This is a genomic window from Microbacterium terrisoli (assembly GCF_030866805.1).
Classification (GTDB): domain Bacteria; phylum Actinomycetota; class Actinomycetes; order Actinomycetales; family Microbacteriaceae; genus Microbacterium; species Microbacterium terrisoli.
Window position 1 is genome coordinate 3,378,279 of the sequence record NZ_CP133019.1, and the last position, 19,705, is coordinate 3,397,983.

Below are 19,705 nucleotides of genomic sequence, written 5' to 3' on the forward strand. Positions count from 1 at the left end.
CGATAAGAGCAATCGAAAGCCTGTTCCTCGAAACGATCGAGGCTCATAGCCTGGCGGACATCAGCAGGGGCGCCGCCCCCTCACGAAGGAGTGACCCGATGCAGCACGACGGAGCCGGCCCACGGGAGTACGTGTTCGACCCGCAGGAATTCGCTGCTCGGCAGGCGCGCGTACAACAGGAGCTGCGAGCGCAGGGGTTCGATGGCCTCATCGTGGCCGACCCGGCTAACCTGCATTATCTGACCGGCTATGACGCCTGGTCGTTCTACGTGCCGCAGACGCTGTTCCTGCCCGCTGAGGGCGCACCGCTGCTCATGTTGCGCGAGATGGACGCCGTGGGCGCGTGGCGCACCGCCACCGGTGTGTCCTCGGACCGCATCGTCGGCTACCCCGAAGACCTTGTGCACCGTTCCGACCGCCACCCCGGCGAATGGATGGCCCAGACCCTGCGTGAACACGGGCTGACCGCTCCCGGACGGATCGGTGTCGAAGGCGACAGCGCGTTCTTCAGCGTCCGCACCTTCCAGGCGCTGGCCACCGTCGACGGCTGGCATCTCGACGACTCGGCCGAGCTCGTCAACCGGGTGCGGCTGATCAAGTCACCCGCCGAGGTCGAGCTCATGCGCGTCGCAGGACGGATCGCGTCGGCCGCCATGGGCGCCGCGCTCGAAGGGTTGGTGCCGGGGCGCCCACAGAACGAAGTCGCCGCTGACGTCCTGGCGGCACAGGCACGCGGCATCCCGAATGCAGACGGCGACTACCCGGCGATCGTGCCCATGTTCCCCACCGGCGCCGGCGCCGACACCCCGCACCTGACCTGGAACGCCTCCCCGATTCCGGCCGACGCGCCGATCTCGATCGAGCTCGCCGGTGTGCACCACCGGTACCACGCCCCCTTGGCACGCACCGCGATCATCGGCCGTCCCGACGCCGAGCTCGACCGGCTGGCCCGGGTCACGGTCGCGGGACTGCAAGCCGCGATCGCCGCGGTGCGTCCCGGCATCCCCGCTGAAGACGTCGCCGCGGCCTTCACCTCGGTGATCCAGCCCGCCGGGTATCAGAAGAGTTCGCGGCTGGGGTACTCGATCGGCATCGGCTACCCACCCGACTGGGGCGAGCGCACCGTCAGTGTACGTGCCGGCGAGCGCACACTACTCGCCGAGAACATGACCTTCCACCTCATCGCCGGCATGTGGATGCGCGGGTACGGGTTCGAGGTGTCCGAGGCGGTGCGGGTCACCGACACCGGAGTAGAGGTCTTCACCGACGCGCCGCAGGCGCTGATCACTCTGAGCCCAGGGAGGCAACTGTGAGCACACCGACATCGACGATCCGGATGGCGTCGCGCACCCGCACGATGATCGGGTCGATCATCGACTCGTCCACCGCCTTGCTGGCTTCACAGAAGCACGACATCGTTCGGTTCGCGATGGGTGCGCCGAACGCCGAACTGATCCCGACGGCAGACTTCGACCGCCTGCTCGGCGCCCACGCGCCGGGGCGGTACGACTACGGCGCCACCGAGGGAGAGCCCGAACTGATCGCCCAGGTGCAGGCGTTCCAGCAGCGTCTGGGCATCGACACCGAGCCCGAGCGCCTGCTGATCACGACCGGGGGCATGCAGGGCCTCGACCTGGCGTTCAAGCTGCTGCTGGATCCCGGCGACCTCGTCGTGGTCGAGGCACCGACGTACACCAACGGCATCGGCACGGCGCTAAGCTACCAGGCCGAAGTCATCGAGGCACCGGTCGACGCCGACGGCATGATCGTCGAGGACCTGCCCGACATCGTCGCCCGGGCGGGCCGCGCTCCGAAAGTCATCTACACGATCCCCAACTTCCAGAACCCGTCCGGCACCACCATGAGCCTCGCGCGGCGTCAGCTGCTGCTCGAACTGGCGGAGGAGTGGGATGCCGTCATCGTCGACGACGACCCGTACGGGGCGCTGCGATTCGACGGCGAGGACGTTCCGGCATTCGCGCAGCTGTCGCCGGGCAATCCCCGAGTCGTCCAGGTGCGCACGTTCTCGAAGATCCTCGCCCCAGGGCTGCGGGTGGGCTGGGTCGACGTTGATCCGGCCCTGCGCGCGAAGGCGATCGACGCCAAGCAGGCGATGGACACGTGCACGAGCGTGCCGACCCAGCGCATGGTCGCGGACTACTTGTCTGAGGGCCTGCTCGACGCGCATCTGACGCGCCTCCGGGGCGTCTACCGCCAACGCAAGCAGGCAATGCGGCGCATCATGACGGCGCAGTTCGGCGACGATGTCACGATGACCGATCCGCAGGGCGGCTTCTTTCTCTGGGTCGCCCTGCAAGGGCGCCTGGCGGCGCTGGACACCCAGAAGCTGTTCCCTGTGGCCCTGCGCCACGGGGTGGCCTACATCCCAGGGCCGGCATTCGCCGCGTCGGGGCGCTTCGGCAACGCGCTGCGCGTGTGCTTTGCGACATCGACACCGGAACGGATGGCCGACGGTGTCGCACGCCTGGCCGCAGCCGTTGACGAGCAGGTGGCGCCGTGAGCGCCCAGCTCGGATCGGTTCCGCGGGTCGCCGCGACAGGGGGTGCGGCGACCCGCGGTGATAGTCCGGGTGCCACGACACACGCCGCAGTTCGGGATGCCACCACCGCACTCGAACGGCGGATCCTCGCTCGCATCGACGCCGAGCAGGTCGCCGACCTCACTGCGAAACTGATCGGCGCCGCCAGCGAGAACCCCGGAGGAAGCGAAGACGCCGCCGTCGAGGTTCTCAACAGCGCCCTGCGCGCCGCGGGCGCTCGAACCGCCCGTCAGAACGTGCACCCCGGCCGCCCCAACCTCGTCGCCCGAATGGGGCAGGGCACCGGTGGCGTGCTGTTCCTCGGGCACAGCGACGTCGTGCCCGCAGGCGTCGGGTGGACGGCCGACCCGTTCACCGCGCGGCGACGGGACGGACTGATCATCGGCCGCGGTGCCACCGATATGAAGGGTGGACTCGCTGCCGTGACCGCCGCGATGGCAGCCGTGCATGCCGAACTGCCCGACGTGTCGATGACTCTGCTGTGCACCGTCGATGAAGAAGCCGATGCCACCGGCATCCGGCATCACATCGCCACGACTGCCCCCGAGCACTACGCCGCGTGCGTGGCCGCAGAACCCACCGGCATGGTGGCGATCACCGGATGCCGCGGCGCGATCAACCTGCGTATCGACGTGCACGGCGCCAGCGCCCACGCCGGCCGTCCCACCGACGGTGCGAGTGCGATCCTGGGCGCGGCCGATGTGATCGCGGCCATCGAGGCAGACGGCGAACGCCTGGCCTCGGCCGCCGACCCGGTGCTGGGATGCGCGACGTGGAGCGTCGGCACGATCACCGGCGGGCATGGCACCTCGATCGTGCCGGATCGGTGCACGCTGACGATCGACCGGCGCACTCTGCCCGGCGAAGACCCCGAGCGGATCCTTGTCGGCCTGCTGACAGACGCCCACGCACGGATCGCGGCCCGAACGGGCGGTGACCGCATCAGCGTGTCGGGTGCGGTCGAGATGGTGATGCCCGGATTCTCGATCGACCGGGACTCGGCCACCGTCGAGGTCGTGTGCGATGCGCTGCGTGCGGCCGGTGGCACCGGCCGAACGGGCGTGTGGACCGCGGCTTGCGAAGGCGGCTTCATCGCCGAACACAACCGGGTGCCCACCCTTGTGCTGGGCCCAGGCGACGTGGCGACGCAAGCTCACCAGCCTGACGAATCCGTCGCCGTCGACGACCTTGCCGCCGCAGCACGGGCATACGCCCTGATCGCCGTGCGGCTGTATCGGCCGTCCGGTGAGAAGACCCCCTGAGAACGGTCAACACGCAAAGGAGCAGAGTATGACCTCTGACAGCACGAATGTGCAGGAGCCCCCGGTCCGCACGCGAGATATCGACCTGACACCACTGCAGCGCAGCACGACGCGCAAGGCCGTTGCCGGATCTGCCATCGGCAACGCGACCGAATGGTTCGATTACGGCATCTACGGTTACCTCGTCGTCTACCTCTCGAAGCTGTTCTTCACCTTCGGCGACAACGAGGGGGCATTGCCGCTCGTCCTCGCCTTCGCCACCTTCGCCGTCTCGTTCCTCGTCCGCCCGCTCGGCGGAATCATCCTGGGCCCGTTGGGCGACCGGATCGGCCGGCAGAAGGTGCTCGTCTTCACGATCCTCATGATGTCCCTCTCTACGGCGCTCATCGGTGTGCTGCCGACGTTCGACGCCGTGGGATTCCTCGCCCCGGCGCTGCTGCTGCTCCTGCGCATGGTGCAGGGCTTTTCGGCCGGCGGTGAGTATGCCGGTGCTGCCGTCTTCATGGCCGAGCACGCGCCCGACGATCGACGCGGCTTCTACGGATCGTTCCTCGAGTTCGGGACCCTGGTGGGGTTCAGCGCGGCCGCCGTGCTCTGCACGCTCATGACGCTCATCGTCGGCGACGCCGGCATGATGGCTGGTTGGTGGCGCCTGCCGTTCCTGCTGACGCTCGTGCTGGGCCTGGTCGGGCTCTGGATGCGGGCGTCGCTGCACGAGTCCGAGACATTCACCGCCGACTCGACGAAGACGGCGGTGAACCAGTCAGCACTGCGGGCACTGGGCACGCTGTTCAAGGAGTACCCGGGTCAGGTGCTGAAGCTTTTCGGCTTCGTCATCCTGCTCAACAGTGCGTTCTATCTCGTCTTGACGTATATGCCGTCGTACCTGTCCGCGACGCTCGGGCACGGCGTGGCTCTGTCGAACTTCACGCTCGTGATCATCCAACTGGTCATGGTCGTGATCATCGTGCCCTTCGGAGCGCTCAGCGACAGGATCGGCCGAAAGCCATTGCTCATCGCGGCAAGCCTCGGATTCACCGTGCTGTCCGTGCCGGCGGTGATGGTGATCCAGATACCGCAATTCTGGGCGCAGCTGGTCGGCATCGGCGTTCTCGGCCTGTGCCTGGTGATCCTCGAGAGCTCGATCTCGGCGACCCTGCCGGCGCTGTTCCCGACCGCCGTGCGCTACTCGGGCTTCGCGGTCGGATACAACATCTCGACGGCGATCTTCGGCGGCACGGCCGCCATGATCAACACGGCCCTGGTCGGGGCGACCGGCAACGTACTGATCCCGGGCTGGTACTTGGCGATCGCGGGTCTGATCGGCCTGATCTCGGTGCTGACCTTCAAAGAGACCGCCGGCCGGTCGCTGCGAGGCAACATCGTGCCGGGCACTGATGACGCAATGCGTCTTGCGAAGGGCGAGACGCTGGTGGGGGCCGGTCGGTCGGCCCAGAGCTGACACATGGACGGGAGTCTGGGCGGACCCGCAGAACCGGGCCGCCCAGATCTCACCCGGCCGGATTCACACTGAAAGGACACGGCATGCCACAGCATCCCTCTCGCGTCGCCCTCGTCACCGGCGGCACTTCGGGCATCGGCATCGAGATCGCGCGCCGGCTCACAGACGACGGCTTCACCGTGGTGGTCAGTGGCCGCTCGCGAGCGCGCGGCGACGCCGTCGCCGGGGATCTCGGGCCGACGGCACGGTTCATCGGCGCCGATCTCACCGAGTCCGGAGCAGCCGAGAAGCTGGTGCAGGCGTGCGTGCACCAAGCCGGTCGCCTGGACGTCCTCGTCAACAATGCCGCAATCGATCACACGGGCGTGCTTCTCGACACGCCGGATGCCGAGATCCGAGCGACATTCGAGACCAACACGTTCGCGGCGATCGCCTGTCTGCAGGCCGCAGGTCGCGTGATGCGCCGTCAGGGCGAGGGCGGAGCGATCATCAACATCACCTCGCGGCTGGCCAGCATCGGCGTTCCGACGATGGGCGTTTACAGCGCCAGCAAGGGCGCGATGCTGGCGCTGACCAAGGCGGCCGCCGTAGAGCTCGCGCCGCTGGGTATCCGCGTGAACGCCGTCGCACCCGGTATGACCAATACCCCGCTGTACGCGCAGTGGGTGTCCGAGCAGGCCGACCCCGCCGAGACCGCGCGGCACGTCGCATCCGCCATCCCTCTCGGACGCATCGCCGAACCCGCCGACGTTGCGGCGGCCGTCGCGTATCTGGCGAGCCCTGGTGCCGCCTACATCACCGGAGTCTCGATACCGGTCGACGGCGGCTACCTCGCACAGTGACGATTGCGAGCCGGCGAACAAGTCCACGGTAAGAACAACCTCGCGTCAGTGCTCGAGCGCGCGCTCCTCTTCCCATGCCTCAGCTCAGAGCACGAACAGTCCTGGCGCAGCGCTCGGTGCGGCCACGAGCACGCCGCCCCCGCCGGGGAACAGCGAAGGCAAGCCGTGCTCGTCGAGTACCACGCCGCCGGCTCAGGCTCACCGTGCCGACCCCTCCACCGGCAGCGACACCCACCACGCTCATCGTTCCGGACCCATGATCCCAGCGGTCCGGTGTTCGTGGGCGGCACCGGCGCCCGGACACACGAGCGGGGATTCTCCCGACACGCGGAGGTCGGATGCCGGTTTCCCGGCGTGTCGGGAAAAATCCCCGCAGCTGTGCACAGCACCGCGCCGATTCAGCCGCCCGCCTCGGCCTCGAGGCGCGCACGGTCGCGGATCGCCGTCCACCGACGACCCGAGACGATGACGCCCTCGCGGTGCCACCGGCTCATCACCCGCGACACCGACTCCGGCGTCGAACGGGCGAGGCCCGCGAGGTCCGCACGCGAGAGCGGCACCTCGATGAGCACGCCGTCATCCCCCCGATCCTCGCCGAGCTTGTCGGCCAGGCGCAGCAGCGCGGTGGCCACCCGCTGGGCGACCGTGTCGGTGCTCTGTCCGCTGATGTCGGTGTGCGCCCGCACCAAGCGTGCGGCCACGTCGTCGAGCACGTGCAGTCCGACTCCGGGATGGGTCGACAGCACTGTCCGGAACTCCTGCTGGCCGATGCTCAGCACGCACGAGGTGACGATCGCAGTCGCCGTCTGCAGATGCACCGGCTCGCCGAGCGTTCCCATCGCGCCGAACAGCTCGCCAGGGCCCAGGATGTCGGCCACCGACTCAGTGCCCGCGACCGTGGTCTGGCTCAGCCGGATGCGCCCTTCGGCGACGATGTACAGGTGCTCGGCGGCGTCGCCCGCGCGATAGATGCTCTCACCCTCGCGGTACCGGGTGACCTGCATGCGGCCGTCGATGCGCTCGAGGTCGTCGAGGGGAAGCCCCGCGAAATACGGAGCGCGCTGCAGCGCCCACAGCCGCACCGGCCGTGGGCACACATGCGGCAGGGGCAGCTCGCGCAGCGGTATGCGGCGGCGGGGCCCCGGTTGCGGCGCTGAGGTCGCCATGGTCCGAGGGTACCGCGGTCGGTCCCTCCCGAATCGGGACGCCGCGCATCGCGCACCGCGGCCCGGATACAGGATGTCGCACCCGGCCGATCTGCGGTCGATTGACGTGCGTCATGGTTCGCCCTCGGCATCCCTCATACCGTGAAGGCGATCGCACGAACCGACGCGATCAGAAGGAAGGAAAAGGCCATGAACACCCACACCACGCTGCGGGCCGAGGGCTTCTCGTGCCCGTCGTGCGTCAACAAGATCGAGAAGCAGGTGGGCCGGCTCGACGGCGTGGATGACGTGAAGGTGCACTTCGCATCGTCGCGCATCGAGGTCGACCACGACCCCACCCTCATCGGCGTCGACGACCTCGTCGCCGCCGTCGGCAAGGCCGGCTACACCGCGGCCCCGTCGGCGTTCTAAGGCCATGGCCATGAGCGCCGTGCGACGCCTGATCCGCAGCCGCTGGAGTATCCCCGCGGCTGCGGGGGCGCTGATCCTCGCGTCGTTCGCGGTGTCGGGCCTTGTCGGTCCGGCGCCCGCCGGCGCTCTGCCGTGGGCTGACGTTCTCATGATCGCTGCGGCCATGGTCGCCGGGACGCCGATCGTCGTCTCGGCCGTGCGGGCCCTGCGGGCCAAGGTCATCGGCATCGACCTGCTCGTATCGGTGGCCGCCATCGGGGCCGTCGTGATCGGCAACCACTGGGAGGCCGCGGCGGTCACGTTCCTGTTCGCGATCGGGCACGCCCTCGAGGCGGCGACCCTCAACAAGACCCGCTCCGCGCTGGCCGAGCTGGTCGCCGTCGCGCCCGACACAGCCATCGTGCTGCGGGACGGCAGCCAGCATGAGGTTCCGGCCGCCTCGGTGGCGATCGGCGAGACGGTGCTGGTCAAGAACGGTGCGAAGGTACCCGTCGACGGCGTCGTCGAGCACGGTGCGGGTGCCGTGGACGAGGCATCCATCACCGGCGAATCGCTGCCGGTCGAAAAAGCCGACGGCGACCAGGTGTTCGCCGGCACGATGGTCACGGCCGGCGTGCTGCAGGTGCGGGCGACGGGCGTGGGCGCCGACACGACGCTCGCGCACATCATCCACCGCGTCGAGGAGGCACAGGATGCCAAGGCCAAGACGCAGGCGTTCATGGATCGGTTCTCGGCCTGGTACACGCCCGGCATCATCCTGCTTGCGCTGGCCCTCGGGCTGATCATGCAAGACGTGGTGCTGGCGCTGACGCTGCTGGTGATCGGATGTCCGGGGGCTCTGGTGATCTCGATTCCGGTGGCGATCGTGGCCGGCATCGGCCGCGGCGCCAAGGACGGCATCCTGATCAAGGGCGGCGAGTATCTCGAGACCGCCGCGAAGATCGACGTGGTCGCGGTCGACAAGACCGGCACCCTCACCGAGGGCACTCCGCAGCTGACCGACGTCGTCGTGCTCGACGACACGTACGACCGGCGACGCGTGCTGGCCCTGGCCGCTCGTGCCGAAGCCGGGTCGGAGCACCCGCTGGCCCGCCCCGTGCTCGAAGCCGCCGCACGGGAAGGCGTGCCGGCGGCTGGCCTGCCCGAGCACACCGAACCGGTGCCCGGAAAGGGGATCGTCGCGACCGTCGACGGCCGGCGGGTCGCGATCGGCAACCTGGCGCTGCTGCAGGCCGAGAATGTGGAAGTCGACGAGCGGCTGGCGACCGCTGTCGACAGGCTCGCCGCCGCGGGCCGCACGCCGATGGCGGTCTCCGTGGACGGACGCCCGGTCGCGGTGCTGGCGATGGCCGACCGCATCCGCCCCGAGGCGGCCACGATGGTCGCAGGGCTGCATCGCGCGGGAGTTCGCCGCGTGGTGATGCTGACCGGCGACGCTGCACGGGTCGCCGCGGCGGTGGCCGCAGAGGTCGGCGTCGACGAGGTGCAGGCCGGCCTGCTGCCCGAGCAGAAGCTCGCGGCCGTGCGCGCGCTGCAGGCGGCGGGTCACGTGGTGGCGATGGTGGGCGACGGCGTGAACGACGCTCCGGCGCTGGCTGTGGCCGACATCGGCGTCGCCATGGGTGCGGCCGGAACCGGCGTCGCGATCGAGACCGCCGACGTCGCCCTCATGCAGGACGACCTGCGCAAGCTCCCGCAGGCCGTGTCTCTGGCCCGGCGCACCGTGGGCGTCATGCGGCAGAACGTCGCCGTCGCGATGATCACGGTCGCGGCCCTTTTGGCAGGCGTGGTCTTCGGCGGGGTGACGATGGCGATCGGGATGCTGGTGCACGAGCTGTCGGTGCTGGCGGTCATCGCCAACGCGATGCGCCTGCTGCGCCGCCGCGCGGCCGTTGAGCGAGCGAAGCGAGTCGAATCTCCCCGCCCCGTTCACACGCCGCTCTCGCCGAGTAGCGTCGAAGCCACCACGTTGTCGAAGGAGCCGTCATGACCGACCGCCAAGTGAAGATGATCATCCTGTCCACCGAGGACCTCGATGAATCGATCCGGTTCTACTCCGAGACGCTCGGCTTTCCTCTGAAGTTCCGCGACGGCAATCACTTCGCCGCGCTCGACGGCGGCACGATCACGCTGGCTCTGGCGACCGCGCTCGACCACCCGATCCCCGGTCAGGTCGTCGTCGGCATCAAGACGGACGACGTGGATGCCGATGCCACAGCGCTCGACGACAACGGCGGCGGCATCGCCAAGGGCCCCTACAACGACGCCCACGAGCGACGCGCGGTCGGGTACGACAGTCAGGGCAACGGGCTCACGTTCTACTCGCCGCTGCCGCGCGGCTGATCATCACGATCGGGATCCCTGCTCACGCGCTGAGCGCGGGATGCCGCGACCTCGCGCATCGCGACCTCGCGCAGACTCCCCCTCGCCGAATGGCACGGGTTCTGCGCACGATGTCGATTCCCTTCGCTCCCGTTCGACGCGATAGTGAGAGGGGGCGAACGGCCCCCACCGAACAGGGAGTAGCGAGATGAAGCACATGCTGATCATGCGGGCCACGGCCGAGGCGGTCGAGGCGTCGAAGCAGCTCGACTTCAACGAGGTGCTGAACGCGATGGGCGCGTACAACGAGTCCATGATCACGGCAGGCGTGATGGTGGCCGGCGAGGGCCTTGCCTTCGAACCCGGGTACGTCGTGGACTTCGGGAGCCAGCCGCCGATCGTCAGTGACGGCCCCTACGGAGAGGTGCACGAGCTGTTCAACGGCTTCTGGATCATCCAGACCGCGACCGCCGACGAGGCGCTGGAGTGGGCCAAGCGGTGCCCGCTGGGACCGGGCAGCAAGCTCGAAGTGCGGCGCGTGCACGAAGACGCCGACTTCGACGCGTTCGCCGACAACGAGTACGTGCAGAAGGGGAAGGAGTGGCGCGCGCAGGCCGCCGGCAAGTGAGATGGATGACGTGCAGCGCAGGCTCGAGGCCGTCTGGCGCATCGAAGGTCCACGGATCACCGCATCCGTCGCCAAGATGACCGGCGACCTCGGTCTGGCCGAGGATGTCACGCAAGAGGCGGTGCTCGAAGCCCTCGCCGCGTGGTCGGGCAGCGGCATCCCGAACAATCCGGGAGCATGGCTCACCGCCGTCGCCAAGCGCCGCGCGATCGACGCGTGGCGGCGGCGCGAGCGCCTCGACGAGCGGTACGCAGCGATCGCGCGCACGCTGGAGGAGGCATCCGACGACGACTGGCAGCCGATCGCCGACGACGTGCTGCGCCTGATCTTCACCGCCTGCCACCCGGCACTGTCGCGCGAATCACAGGTGGCCTTGACGCTGCGGGTGGTCGCGGGATTGACGACGGAAGAGATCGCACGGATGCTGTTGGTCGGCGTGCCGACAGTGCAGGCGCGCATCACCCGAGCCAAGAAGTCGCTGGCTGCGGCCCGGGTGCCGTTCGAGACGCCCGACCCGAACGAGTTCGCCGACCGGCTGAGTGCGGTGCTCGGCGTGGTGTACCTCGTGTTCACCGAGGGCTACGCCGCCACCGCGGGCGAGCGCTGGGTGCGGCCCGACCTGGCCGACGAGGCGATCCGGCTGGGTCGGGTCGTTGTGGGATTGCTGCCGCGCGAGCCCGAGCCGCTCGCGTTACTGGCGCTCCTGGAGTTTCAGCGGTCGCGCTTCGCGGCGCGCGTGGGCGCGTCGGGCGTGCCCGTGCTGCTGGCCGACCAGGATCGCTCGAGGTGGGACCGCGCGCAGATCCAGCGCGCCGTCGGACTGCTGCAGCGGGCGGATGCCGCGGCCCGCGCGCGCGGAACGGGTCGGGGCGCATACGCCCTGCAGGCGGCGATCGCACAGTGCCATGCCCTCGCGCCGAGCGTGGACGAGACCGACTGGGCGCGGATCGTCACGCTGTATGAGGTCCTGCGCCGGGTGGCCCCGAACCCGGTGGTCGACCTGAACCGGGCCGTCGCGGTGTCGATGGCGCAGGGGCCGGCCGAGGCGCTGCCGATGGTCGACGCGCTCGAGCAGGCCGGCGCGCTGCGCGGCTCGCACCTGGTGCCGAGCGTCCGCGGCGAACTGCTGGCCCGGCTCGGACGCCTCGACGAGGCACGGGCCGAGCTGCTCACCGCGGCATCCCTCTGCACGAACGCCGCACAGCAGCGTGTGCTGCGCGCCAAGGCGGCTGCGCTGACTGCTCGTTGAACGAGCAGCCGTTCACAGCAGAACGACCCCCTCGAAGAGTCCGAGCAGCCCACGATCGCGGCTGAACACCGGGATGCGGTCGAACGGCGTCGGTACCGTGACGGTCTGTCCGCCCTCGAGCCCCTGCCCCGTCCACACATCGATCCACGTGCCGGCAGGCAGGTACACCTCGCGCACGGCGGCCCCTTCCTCGAGCACCGGTGCGACGAGCAGCCCAGACCCCAGCATCCATTCGGTCTGCGCCGTCCAGACGTTCGGGTCGTCGGGCCACTCGAAGAACAGCGGGCGCATGAGCGGCATGTCGGTTGCGATGGTGTCCGTCGCAGCACCCGACAGGTACGGCACGAGCCGTTCGCGCAGCTGCGTGAAGCGGCGGAACACGGGAAGCACCCGCTCATCCCCTGTGCGCTCGGCGATGTTCCACGGGGTGCGGTCATGCGACGGCGTGCGGTGGTGATTGAACTCCGAGTGGTACTGCATGATCGGCACGAATGTCGACGCCTGCGCGGCCCGCATGTAGAGTTCGGCCGACGGGATGTCTCCGGAGAAGCCCGCGATGTCCCAGCCCCAGTAGACGATGCCGCAGGATGCTGCGGACAGGCCCGCGTTCATCGACCAGCGGAATGCGTCCCAGGTGGAGTTCTCGTCGCCTGCCCAGAAGGCACCGTGCGCCTGCGAACCGGTGAACCCGGCGCGGCTGAAGGTCACCGGCGCCTTTCCGGCCGACGAGAGCAGGTCTCCATACGCCTTGGCGTAGCCGACCGGGAAGAGGTTGTTCTTCTCGTCGCCGCGCCGCTCGTCGAGGTAGACGAGTTCGGCGCCCCAGGCGTGTTCGCCTCCGTCGGTCTTGAACCCGTCGACGCCGAGCTCCTCGACGAGGTAGCGGCGCTTCTCGGTCCACCAGTGCGCGGCGCGCTCGTCGGTGAGGTCGGGCATGAGCGCGAGTGGGAACCACCATCCGCGGTTGCGGTAGGGGCGCGTTCCGCCGCGCGGGTCGGGTTCGCGGATCAGGACGTCCTCGCGCACCGCGGCCGCGGCATCCGCTGCCAGCTGCCCGGTCGGGTGCGGGCGCATCTTCAGCAGCGGGATCTGCCACAGGTGCAGCCGAATGTCGCGGTCGTGCAGCTCGTCGACCATCGCCTTCGGGTCGGGCCACGCGCCATCCTCGGGGAAGGTGAAGTCGCTCAGGCGGTGCGGTGCGCCGTCTGCGGAGACGTCGTAGCGCGCATCGCGGAATGCCGTGAAGGTGGATTCGTCGCTCCAGGCCTCGATGACGAGAGAGCCCACCGGCACGTCGTGCGCGGCGTGCAGGTCCATCTGGCGCATCACCTCGGCCTGCGTGTTCCACTCGTTGCCGCTGGCCCACAGCCGGAACACCCACGCCGGCAGCTCTGTGGCGCGGCCGACACGGTCGAGGAATGCGCGCAGCACCTCGACCGGGCTGCCGTCGAACAGACGCAGGGCGAGATTGCCGTCGGCAGCGGTGGCGGCTTCGACCAGGATGCGACCGGGGTCGGTCTCGCCGAGGTCGAACCACACCCGTCGCGACGTGTCGACATGAAAACCCCAGCCCGCCCCACCGGTCACGTGTGCGAAGGGCATCGGCAGGTAGGTCTTGCGTTCGGCGCCCTGGCTCTTGTACTGCTCGAAGACGACGGCATCGAGGCTCTTGCCGGTCTGGTCGACCGCATCGTGGCGCTCGCCGAACCCGGCGATATGCTCGCCGGCGCCCAGGGGCAGAGCGAACCGCACCCGCCATGCGCGCTGACCGTCGTGCAGCACTTCGGTGCTGTCGGCGAGCACACGTGCGCGGCCGTGCTCGGCAACCGCGTCCGGCGCGGCACGCCACTGGGCTGCGCGGAAGTCGAACCACCGGGTGCGTTCGGTGCGCCCGTCGGCACGAGCCGCGATGAACCGGTAGCGGTAGGTGCCGTCCGCGCGCAGGTCGTCGATCATGGTCTGCCAGCCGCCGGCGGCACGCGCCAGCCGGGCCGCCGCCGAAGCGAGGTGCCCGCCGTCGGTGACACGGCCACGCGAGGTCGTCGCCACGCGCCCGAGCGCGTGCTCTTCGACGACGGGCTCGGCACCGTCGTCGGGGCGCCACTCGAGCACACACACCGCCGACTCGACGCCGGCGTCGGCGCGCAGCCCGAGGGCGACGCTCCCGCCGACGAGCGGCACGACCGGCGAGCGCTGCTCCGTGTCGATCGAGTAGGGGTGACCGGATCCCGAAGGACGGTGGCGGATCATCGGATCGGTCCTTCTGTGTCGGTGGCGGGGATGCGGCCGAGGGCGATGCCCAGGCGCAGGAACATGGCGTGGCTCCACAGCAGCGGCGTCGCCACAGGGCCCCAGCGGTCCACCCACTCCTGCCGCATGCCCGGCGCGATCAGGTGACCGGACGTCTGTTCGGGTAGGTCGAGGTCGGTGGTCGCTGTGGACGCGGCCCATTCGAACAGCTCGTCCGCCCGTTGGCGGTCGCCGTCGGCGAGATGCGCCAGCCCGAGGAAGCAGGACAGCAACGGCCACTGGCCCCCACCGAAGAACGTGTCGCCGAGGTAGCGGTGCACGCCCCCATCGACGGTGAGGTGCGATTCGAGCACGGCGACGGTGCGCCGGGCGAGCTCGGAGCCGGGCTCGACGATGCCGAGCGGCGCGATGGCGGCCGCAAGGCTCCCGTCGACGGCCGTGCTGCCCAGCCACTTGATGAGGTGCCCGTCGGCGATGCCCTCCGCCGCGATGAGCGCCTTCAGCGCCGAGACCTCGCTTCGGATGTGCTCGGCCTGCTCGGCGTCGACGAGCTTCGCGCCCGCGACGGCGCTCAGCCCCGCTGCGATGCAGGCCAGCGTCGACACGTGCACATGCTTGGCGTGCTCCTCCCACCAGTCGTAGCAGGGGCGCCGCCAGGACGCGAGCAGGTACTCCACGCTCAGCGCCACGGCTTCGCGATATCGCGCACCGTCGAGGCCGTGCCGTACGAGGTGCTCGACGAGCGCCCACAGCCACGTGCCGTAGCCGTCGAGCTGAAAGTCCCACCACTCATCTGCGCCGTCGCCGCCGGAGAACGTGAACCGTGCCGGAAGCATCCGTGCCGCCGGCGCCGGGTGCCCGGCGCGCGCCTCATCGACGATCGCACGGATCGTGTCCGCACGCCGCCCGATGACGTCGGCGCACCAGTCGTAGAAGCGGTCCGCCGATGCGATCTCCCCCATCGCCGAGGCTGCATCCGCGATGAATGAACCGTCGCGCAGCCAGCTGTAGCCGACATAGGCCGAGAACGTCGGGCTTGCCGGGTAAGCGCCCTCGGACGTCTGCAGAGACGTGATGAGGTGGATGCTGCGTTCGGCGAGCGCGGCAACGTCGACCGCGGTGCGGCCACGAGTGGTGTCGGTCACGAGGTGTCTTTCGTAGAGGGGCCGTGCCCGCCACGGACGGCGGGCACGGCCGGTCCGGTTACTTCAGGAGCGCGTCGACCTGATCGGCCAGCGCAGGGATGGCCTTCTGGGTCGTGGTACGCCCGGCCGCGATCTCGCCGAGGGCATTGGTGACGGCATCCTGAATCTGCTGCGACTGCGCGCCCAGCTGCGGCGCGACGGCAATGTTCTCGAGCGAGTCGAACACGGCCTTCCGGTTCGAGGGCGGCGTCTTCTCCAGGTAGGGCTTCAGCAGGGAGGCGTCGCTGATCGGGGGCAGCTCCCAGCCGGCGTCGAGGCGCACGGTGACCATCTTCTCGGAGCTGCTCAGGTATTCCGCCCACTTCTGTGCGGCCGCCTTGTGCTTCGTGCTTGCAGAGACCACGACGGCGTTCGAGAACGTGGCGCTGGCCTTCTGCGTGTCGCCGGGTTCGACCGCGACGTCCCAACCGAACGGCAGGTCGCCGAGCAGGCTAAACATCCAGATGCCGGTGTGCCACATCGCAAGCTTCCCCTTCTTGAACAGGTTGCTGTCGAAGTCCGGCGTCCCGGCGCCGTCCGCGGCCGTCGGCATCACCGTGCCCGACTTGTCGGCGAGCCAGCCGGCGGCTCGTTTCCCCGCATCAGAGTTGAACGCCGCCCCATTGCCGTCGTCGGACAGGAACGAGCCGCCCGTCTGCTGGACGACCTTGTAGTACTCGTTGTATGTGACCGGTTGATAGTCGCCCCACACTCCCGCCTTCTTGTCGGTGAGCTTCTGGGCTGCAGCCTTCTCGTCGCTCCACGTCCAGTCGGCGGTCGGGTAGGCGACTCCGGCCTTGTCGAACAGGTCCTTGTTGTAGAAGAGCACGACGTTCGAGAACGAGGTGGGCAGGCCGTACTGCTCGCCGTTGACCTTGTAGGTGTCGAGGAGCGACGTGCGGTATTTGGCGGCGTCCACGCCCTTCAGCGGGGCGAGCACGTCGGATGCCTGGATATTGGCGAAGCTGCCCGTGTCGACATCGAACACATCAGCCTGCGTGCCGGCTGCGAGGTCGGTTTGGAGCTTCGTGAAGTAGTTCGCGTAGTCACTGGTCGTGACCTTGACCGTGATGTTCGGGTTGTCCTTCTGGAATGCGTCGACGATGCTCTGGAGGTTCTTCTCATTGCCGCCGTTCGAGATGAAGTCCGAGTAGGTGATCGTGACGGGGCCGGAGTCGGTCGCGCCGCCCGCATCTCCGCTCGAGGATGCGCAGCCGGTCAGCGCGACCGCCGTGAGGATCGCGACACTGCCGGCCGCGATTGCTGTCTTGTTCATAGTGGGTTGTCTCCTTTGATGTGTGTCGGGTGAGAGATCACTTGAGGCCGGTGCCGGCGACTCCCTGGATGATGTACTTCTGGGCGAAGATGTACAGCGCGAACATCGGCAGGATGCTGATGACCGAGCCCGCCATCAGCAGATCCCATTGCGTGGCGAATTCTCCTTGCAGGCTCGTCAGAGCGACAGGGAGCGTCTGCATGAGCGGCGTGCGCAAGATGATCAACGGCCACAGGAAGCTGTTCCAGGTGCCGAGGAACGCGAACACGAGGAGGGTGGCGAGGGCTGGGCGGATCAGCGGAAGCATGATCTGGAAGAAGATCCGGAAGTGCCCGGCGCCGTCGATAGTTGCGGCTTGGTCGAGGTCATACGGCACGGTGCTCATCGCCTGGCGCAGCAGGAACACGCCGAACGCCGAAGCGATGGTGGGCAGGATCGCGCCGAGGTACGTGTTGATGAGTCCGAGGGCCTTCATCTCGGCGAACAGGGGCACGATCAGCACCTGGAACGGGATCATCATCGTCGCGAGGTAGAGCACGAACACGGCGCCGCGGCCGCGGAAGGGCATGCGTGCGAAAACGTAGGCGGCCATCGCGCTCGTGATGAGTTGCAGGACCGTTCCGGCCCCGGCGATGATGAGCGAGTTGACGATGACCTGCGCGAACGGAACCCGGTCGAACAGGTCGAAGTATGGCGAGAGCGACGGGTTGTCGGGGATGAGCTTGGGCGTGGTGGTCAGCGTCGCTCCGGGGGTGATGGATGTGACGACCGTCCACACGAAGGGAAACACCATGATGAGCGCGCCGGCGATCAGCACGACGTACAGCAGCGTCGTGCTGACGACGTTGCGGCGTGAGGTGTCAGTCATAGTTCACCCACTTGCGCTGGCCGTAGAACTGGATGAGCGTCACGATCAGGATGACGATGAACAGCAGCCACGATAGTGCCGAGGCCATCCCCGCCTGCCCGTAGCGGAACGTCAGGTCGTACACCTGCTGCACGACGACCTCGCTCGAGTTGTTCGGGCCGCCACCGGTCATGACATACACCTGGTCGAAGACCTGGAAACCGTTGATCAGCGAGAGGACGATCACGAAGAATGTCGACGGTGACAGCATCGGTAGCGTCACGCTGAACAGGCGCCGCCACCAGCCGGCGCCGTCGAGCGCCGCAGCTTCATAGAGGTCGGAGTTGATGGACTGCAGGCCTGCCAGCAGGATGACCATGACGAAGCCGAGGTCCTTCCATGCGGACGCCAAGATGACCGCCGGCATCGACCAGGCCGGGTCGGCCCACCAACCGGGCCCGTCGATGCCGAACCATGCCAACGCGGTGTTGACCACGCCGGTGCTGGGGCTGAGCAGCCACCGCCAGACGAGCGCGACGACGACCCAGCTGGTGATGACCGGGAGGAAGTACATCCCTCGAAGGAACGAGCGGCCGTGCAGCTTGGTGTTAAGGGCGAGTGCGAGCGCCAGGCCGCCGATGTAGACGAGCGGGAGGTAGACCGCGATGTAGTACACGGTGTGCAGGAATGCCCACCCGGTTGCCGGATCGGTAAGCAGGTGAGCATAGTTGTCGAGCCCGACCCATGTCATGGGGCTGATGAGGTTCCAGGAGTGCAGACTCGCCCATGCCGCGGAGATCATCGGCCCGATGACGAACGCAAGCAGCGGAATGAGGCTGGGCAGCAGGAAGACCGCGACCGTGAAAAGGTACTTCGTCTTGCGGACGCGGCGTCGGCCCGCCGTCGCGGGGGGCGCCGGCGGGGCAGCCACCGGTGGCTGCATGGTCATCGTGCTCATGGCCTGGCCTCGATGGAGGCGACGAGCCGCTCGCGCACGAGTCGGCCCTGTTCGCCAGCGATGCCCTGCGAGTCGAAAGGGGTCGCCAGCACGAGTGCAGCGGCGCCCTGTGCCCAGCGGTCATCCCGCCACCGCTCGACGGCGACGGTCGTGCCCCGCTTTCCGGGCACCAGCGCACTGCGCAGGGCCCGCTCGAACGGCGTCGACCAGTGGCTCCAGGCTTCGACCCCCTCGCCGGAGAGCACGACGATGTCAGGAGCGAACAGGTTCACAGCGCCGGCCAGCGAGCGGCCGAGCTGCTGTCCGGCGTGGGCGAAGATCTCTCTCGCCTCATCGTTGCCGGCGTCCGCAAGGCCACGCAGCTCGTCGATGCCCTCTGACTCGCCGAGCAGTCGAATGGACCGCGCATCGTTCACCAGAGCCGCCTGACCGATGATCGCTTCGAGGCAGCCCCTGTTGCCGCACTGGCATAGCGGGCCGTCTTCGCGCACCGGCACGTGGCCTAGGTCGCCGGCGCCGCCGGCACGACCGCGGACGATGACACCGTCGGCGACGAGACCGGCGCCCACGCCGTTGCCGACCGTGACGACGAGCACGTTGCGGAAGTCGCGGCCCTGCCCGTAGAGCTGTTCGGCGACGGTGAGCGCATTGACGTTGTTCTCCACGACGACAGGCAGCCCGAGGGCGCGGCGCATCTGCTCGCCGAGCGGCACCTGGTTCCAGCGCAGCTGGGTGGAGTCGACGACGCCGACTCCCTGCTCGGCGACCGTCCCGGGCAGGCCGACCCCGACGCCGATGAGCCGGTCGGATTCGCCCGCGGCGATGAACTCGGCGACGAGGTCGGTCAGATGCGGCACGGCGAGCGGTGAGACGGCGTCGAACGGCCGGGTCTCGGAGCGGCGGACGACGCCGTCGATGCCGACTTCGACGAACGCGAGATGGTCGGGCGCGACCTTGACCCCGAGCGCGGTGATGTCGTGCGAGACGAGCCCGAGCATCCGCGCCGGGCGGCCGCCGCTGCGGGCCTCGTTGAGCTCTTCGAGCAGCCCGTCAGCAAGCAGGTCGCGAGTGAGCTGCGTGACGAGCGCGGCGGAGACGTCGAGTGCGCGGGCGAGCTCGGCACGCGATGCGGGGCCGTGCGCACCGAGATGCGCCAGGATCGCCGAGCGGTTGACGTCCGTCTGTGATCGTCCCGCAGCACCCATTTCACTCCTTTGTTAAGTCGTGAAGAAAGGCTAAAAGGAACTCCGTGATCTGTCAAGCACATGCGTTGAGCGCGGGGTAGGCC

General features: G+C 68.8%; 17 protein-coding genes. 10 read left to right on the forward strand and 7 right to left on the reverse strand.

The window, feature by feature from the left end; genetic code table 11:
* Positions 1 to 98: 98 nt before the first annotated feature.
* The 5 genes from QU603_RS15335 to QU603_RS15355 all read left to right on the forward strand — a co-directional run bounded on the left by QU603_RS15335 (position 99) and on the right by QU603_RS15355 (position 6,126).
* On the forward strand, positions 99 to 1,313 hold the full coding sequence (locus tag QU603_RS15335; RefSeq protein WP_308492248.1) for a M24 family metallopeptidase: 1,215 nt from the start codon (positions 99 to 101) through the stop codon (positions 1,311 to 1,313).
* Positions 1,310 to 2,521 carry an aminotransferase-like domain-containing protein gene (locus QU603_RS15340; protein WP_308492249.1) on the forward strand — a complete coding sequence of 404 codons (1,212 nt, stop codon included), beginning with the start codon at positions 1,310 to 1,312 and terminating at the stop codon, positions 2,519 to 2,521. Before QU603_RS15335 ends, QU603_RS15340 begins: the two co-directional genes overlap by 4 nt.
* A complete protein-coding gene (locus tag QU603_RS15345) occupies positions 2,518 to 3,822 on the forward strand; it encodes a M20 family metallopeptidase (RefSeq protein WP_308492250.1) in 1,305 nt (434 codons plus the stop codon). Before QU603_RS15340 ends, QU603_RS15345 begins: the two co-directional genes overlap by 4 nt.
* Positions 3,823 to 3,850: 28 nt before the next feature.
* The gene (locus QU603_RS15350) at positions 3,851 to 5,284 is read left to right on the forward strand and encodes an MFS transporter (RefSeq protein ID WP_308492251.1); all 1,434 of its coding nucleotides are present in this window, start codon (positions 3,851 to 3,853) and stop codon (positions 5,282 to 5,284) included.
* An 83-nt stretch (positions 5,285 to 5,367) separates the two neighbouring features.
* Positions 5,368 to 6,126 carry an SDR family NAD(P)-dependent oxidoreductase gene (locus QU603_RS15355; protein WP_308492252.1) on the forward strand — a complete coding sequence of 253 codons (759 nt, stop codon included), beginning with the start codon at positions 5,368 to 5,370 and terminating at the stop codon, positions 6,124 to 6,126.
* Between the two features lie 398 nt (positions 6,127 to 6,524).
* Here the strand turns inward: QU603_RS15355 and QU603_RS15360 are convergent, their stop codons facing one another.
* A complete protein-coding gene (locus QU603_RS15360) occupies positions 6,525 to 7,292 on the reverse strand; it encodes a Crp/Fnr family transcriptional regulator (protein WP_308492253.1) in 768 nt (255 codons plus the stop codon).
* Positions 7,293 to 7,481: 189 nt separating this feature from the next.
* Between QU603_RS15360 and QU603_RS15365 the strand changes: the two genes are divergently transcribed.
* The 5 genes from QU603_RS15365 to QU603_RS15385 all read left to right on the forward strand — a co-directional run bounded on the left by QU603_RS15365 (position 7,482) and on the right by QU603_RS15385 (position 11,902).
* Positions 7,482 to 7,703, forward strand: coding sequence for a heavy-metal-associated domain-containing protein (locus QU603_RS15365; RefSeq protein ID WP_308492254.1), 222 nt, complete (start codon positions 7,482 to 7,484; stop codon positions 7,701 to 7,703).
* A gap of 10 nt (positions 7,704 to 7,713) precedes the next feature.
* The gene (locus QU603_RS15370; protein ID WP_308492255.1) at positions 7,714 to 9,693 is read left to right on the forward strand and encodes a heavy metal translocating P-type ATPase; all 1,980 of its coding nucleotides are present in this window, start codon (positions 7,714 to 7,716) and stop codon (positions 9,691 to 9,693) included.
* Positions 9,690 to 10,046, forward strand: a complete 357-nt coding sequence (locus tag QU603_RS15375; protein ID WP_308492256.1) for a VOC family protein — start codon at positions 9,690 to 9,692, stop codon at positions 10,044 to 10,046. Before QU603_RS15370 ends, QU603_RS15375 begins: the two co-directional genes overlap by 4 nt.
* Before the next feature lie 187 nt (positions 10,047 to 10,233).
* A complete protein-coding gene (locus QU603_RS15380; protein WP_308492257.1) occupies positions 10,234 to 10,653 on the forward strand; it encodes a YciI family protein in 420 nt (139 codons plus the stop codon).
* Between the two features lies 1 nt (position 10,654).
* Positions 10,655 to 11,902, forward strand: coding sequence for an RNA polymerase sigma factor (locus QU603_RS15385; RefSeq protein ID WP_308492258.1), 1,248 nt, complete (start codon positions 10,655 to 10,657; stop codon positions 11,900 to 11,902).
* 12 nt (positions 11,903 to 11,914) lie between these two features.
* On the opposite strand, the gene QU603_RS15390 is transcribed toward QU603_RS15385, so the two are convergent.
* From QU603_RS15390 to QU603_RS15415, 6 genes are read right to left on the reverse strand one after another with little or no spacing between them, the layout of a single operon-like run.
* Complete coding sequence (locus QU603_RS15390) at positions 11,915 to 14,152, reverse strand: glycoside hydrolase family 31 protein (RefSeq protein ID WP_308492259.1); 2,238 nt, start codon at positions 14,150 to 14,152, stop codon at positions 11,915 to 11,917.
* A complete protein-coding gene (locus QU603_RS15395; protein WP_308492260.1) occupies positions 14,149 to 15,297 on the reverse strand; it encodes a glycoside hydrolase family 15 protein in 1,149 nt (382 codons plus the stop codon). Before QU603_RS15395 ends, QU603_RS15390 begins: the two co-directional genes overlap by 4 nt.
* Positions 15,298 to 15,355: 58 nt before the next feature.
* Positions 15,356 to 16,612, reverse strand: a complete 1,257-nt coding sequence (locus QU603_RS15400) for an ABC transporter substrate-binding protein (protein WP_308492261.1) — start codon at positions 16,610 to 16,612, stop codon at positions 15,356 to 15,358.
* Between the two features lie 37 nt (positions 16,613 to 16,649).
* Positions 16,650 to 17,480: a carbohydrate ABC transporter permease gene (locus QU603_RS15405; RefSeq protein ID WP_308492262.1), complete on the reverse strand. Its 831-nt coding sequence runs from the start codon at positions 17,478 to 17,480 to the stop codon at positions 16,650 to 16,652.
* Positions 17,473 to 18,417, reverse strand: coding sequence for a carbohydrate ABC transporter permease (locus QU603_RS15410; protein ID WP_308492263.1), 945 nt, complete (start codon positions 18,415 to 18,417; stop codon positions 17,473 to 17,475). Before QU603_RS15410 ends, QU603_RS15405 begins: the two co-directional genes overlap by 8 nt.
* Positions 18,414 to 19,622, reverse strand: coding sequence for an ROK family transcriptional regulator (locus QU603_RS15415; protein WP_308492264.1), 1,209 nt, complete (start codon positions 19,620 to 19,622; stop codon positions 18,414 to 18,416). The genes QU603_RS15410 and QU603_RS15415 overlap by 4 nt, the downstream gene beginning before the upstream one ends.
* Between the last annotated feature and the right edge of the window lie 83 nt (positions 19,623 to 19,705).

Bases quoted from the DNA above. Each gene is read 5' to 3' on its own strand.
- QU603_RS15335 (WP_308492248.1), top strand. From the start codon at position 99: ATGCAGCACGACGGAGCCGGCCCACGGGAGTACGTGTTCGACCCGCAG.
- QU603_RS15350 (WP_308492251.1), top strand. From the start codon at position 3,851: ATGACCTCTGACAGCACGAATGTGCAGGAGCCCCCGGTCCGCACGCGA.
- QU603_RS15355 (WP_308492252.1), top strand. From the start codon at position 5,368: ATGCCACAGCATCCCTCTCGCGTCGCCCTCGTCACCGGCGGCACTTCG.
- QU603_RS15360 (WP_308492253.1), bottom strand. From the start codon at position 7,292: ATGGCGACCTCAGCGCCGCAACCGGGGCCCCGCCGCCGCATACCGCTG.
- QU603_RS15365 (WP_308492254.1), top strand. From the start codon at position 7,482: ATGAACACCCACACCACGCTGCGGGCCGAGGGCTTCTCGTGCCCGTCG.
- QU603_RS15370 (WP_308492255.1), top strand. From the start codon at position 7,714: ATGAGCGCCGTGCGACGCCTGATCCGCAGCCGCTGGAGTATCCCCGCG.
- QU603_RS15375 (WP_308492256.1), top strand. From the start codon at position 9,690: ATGACCGACCGCCAAGTGAAGATGATCATCCTGTCCACCGAGGACCTC.
- QU603_RS15380 (WP_308492257.1), top strand. From the start codon at position 10,234: ATGAAGCACATGCTGATCATGCGGGCCACGGCCGAGGCGGTCGAGGCG.
- QU603_RS15385 (WP_308492258.1), top strand. From the start codon at position 10,655: ATGGATGACGTGCAGCGCAGGCTCGAGGCCGTCTGGCGCATCGAAGGT.
- QU603_RS15390 (WP_308492259.1), bottom strand. From the start codon at position 14,152: ATGATCCGCCACCGTCCTTCGGGATCCGGTCACCCCTACTCGATCGAC.
- QU603_RS15400 (WP_308492261.1), bottom strand. From the start codon at position 16,612: ATGAACAAGACAGCAATCGCGGCCGGCAGTGTCGCGATCCTCACGGCG.
- QU603_RS15405 (WP_308492262.1), bottom strand. From the start codon at position 17,480: ATGACTGACACCTCACGCCGCAACGTCGTCAGCACGACGCTGCTGTAC.
- QU603_RS15410 (WP_308492263.1), bottom strand. From the start codon at position 18,417: ATGAGCACGATGACCATGCAGCCACCGGTGGCTGCCCCGCCGGCGCCC.
- QU603_RS15415 (WP_308492264.1), bottom strand. From the start codon at position 19,622: ATGGGTGCTGCGGGACGATCACAGACGGACGTCAACCGCTCGGCGATC.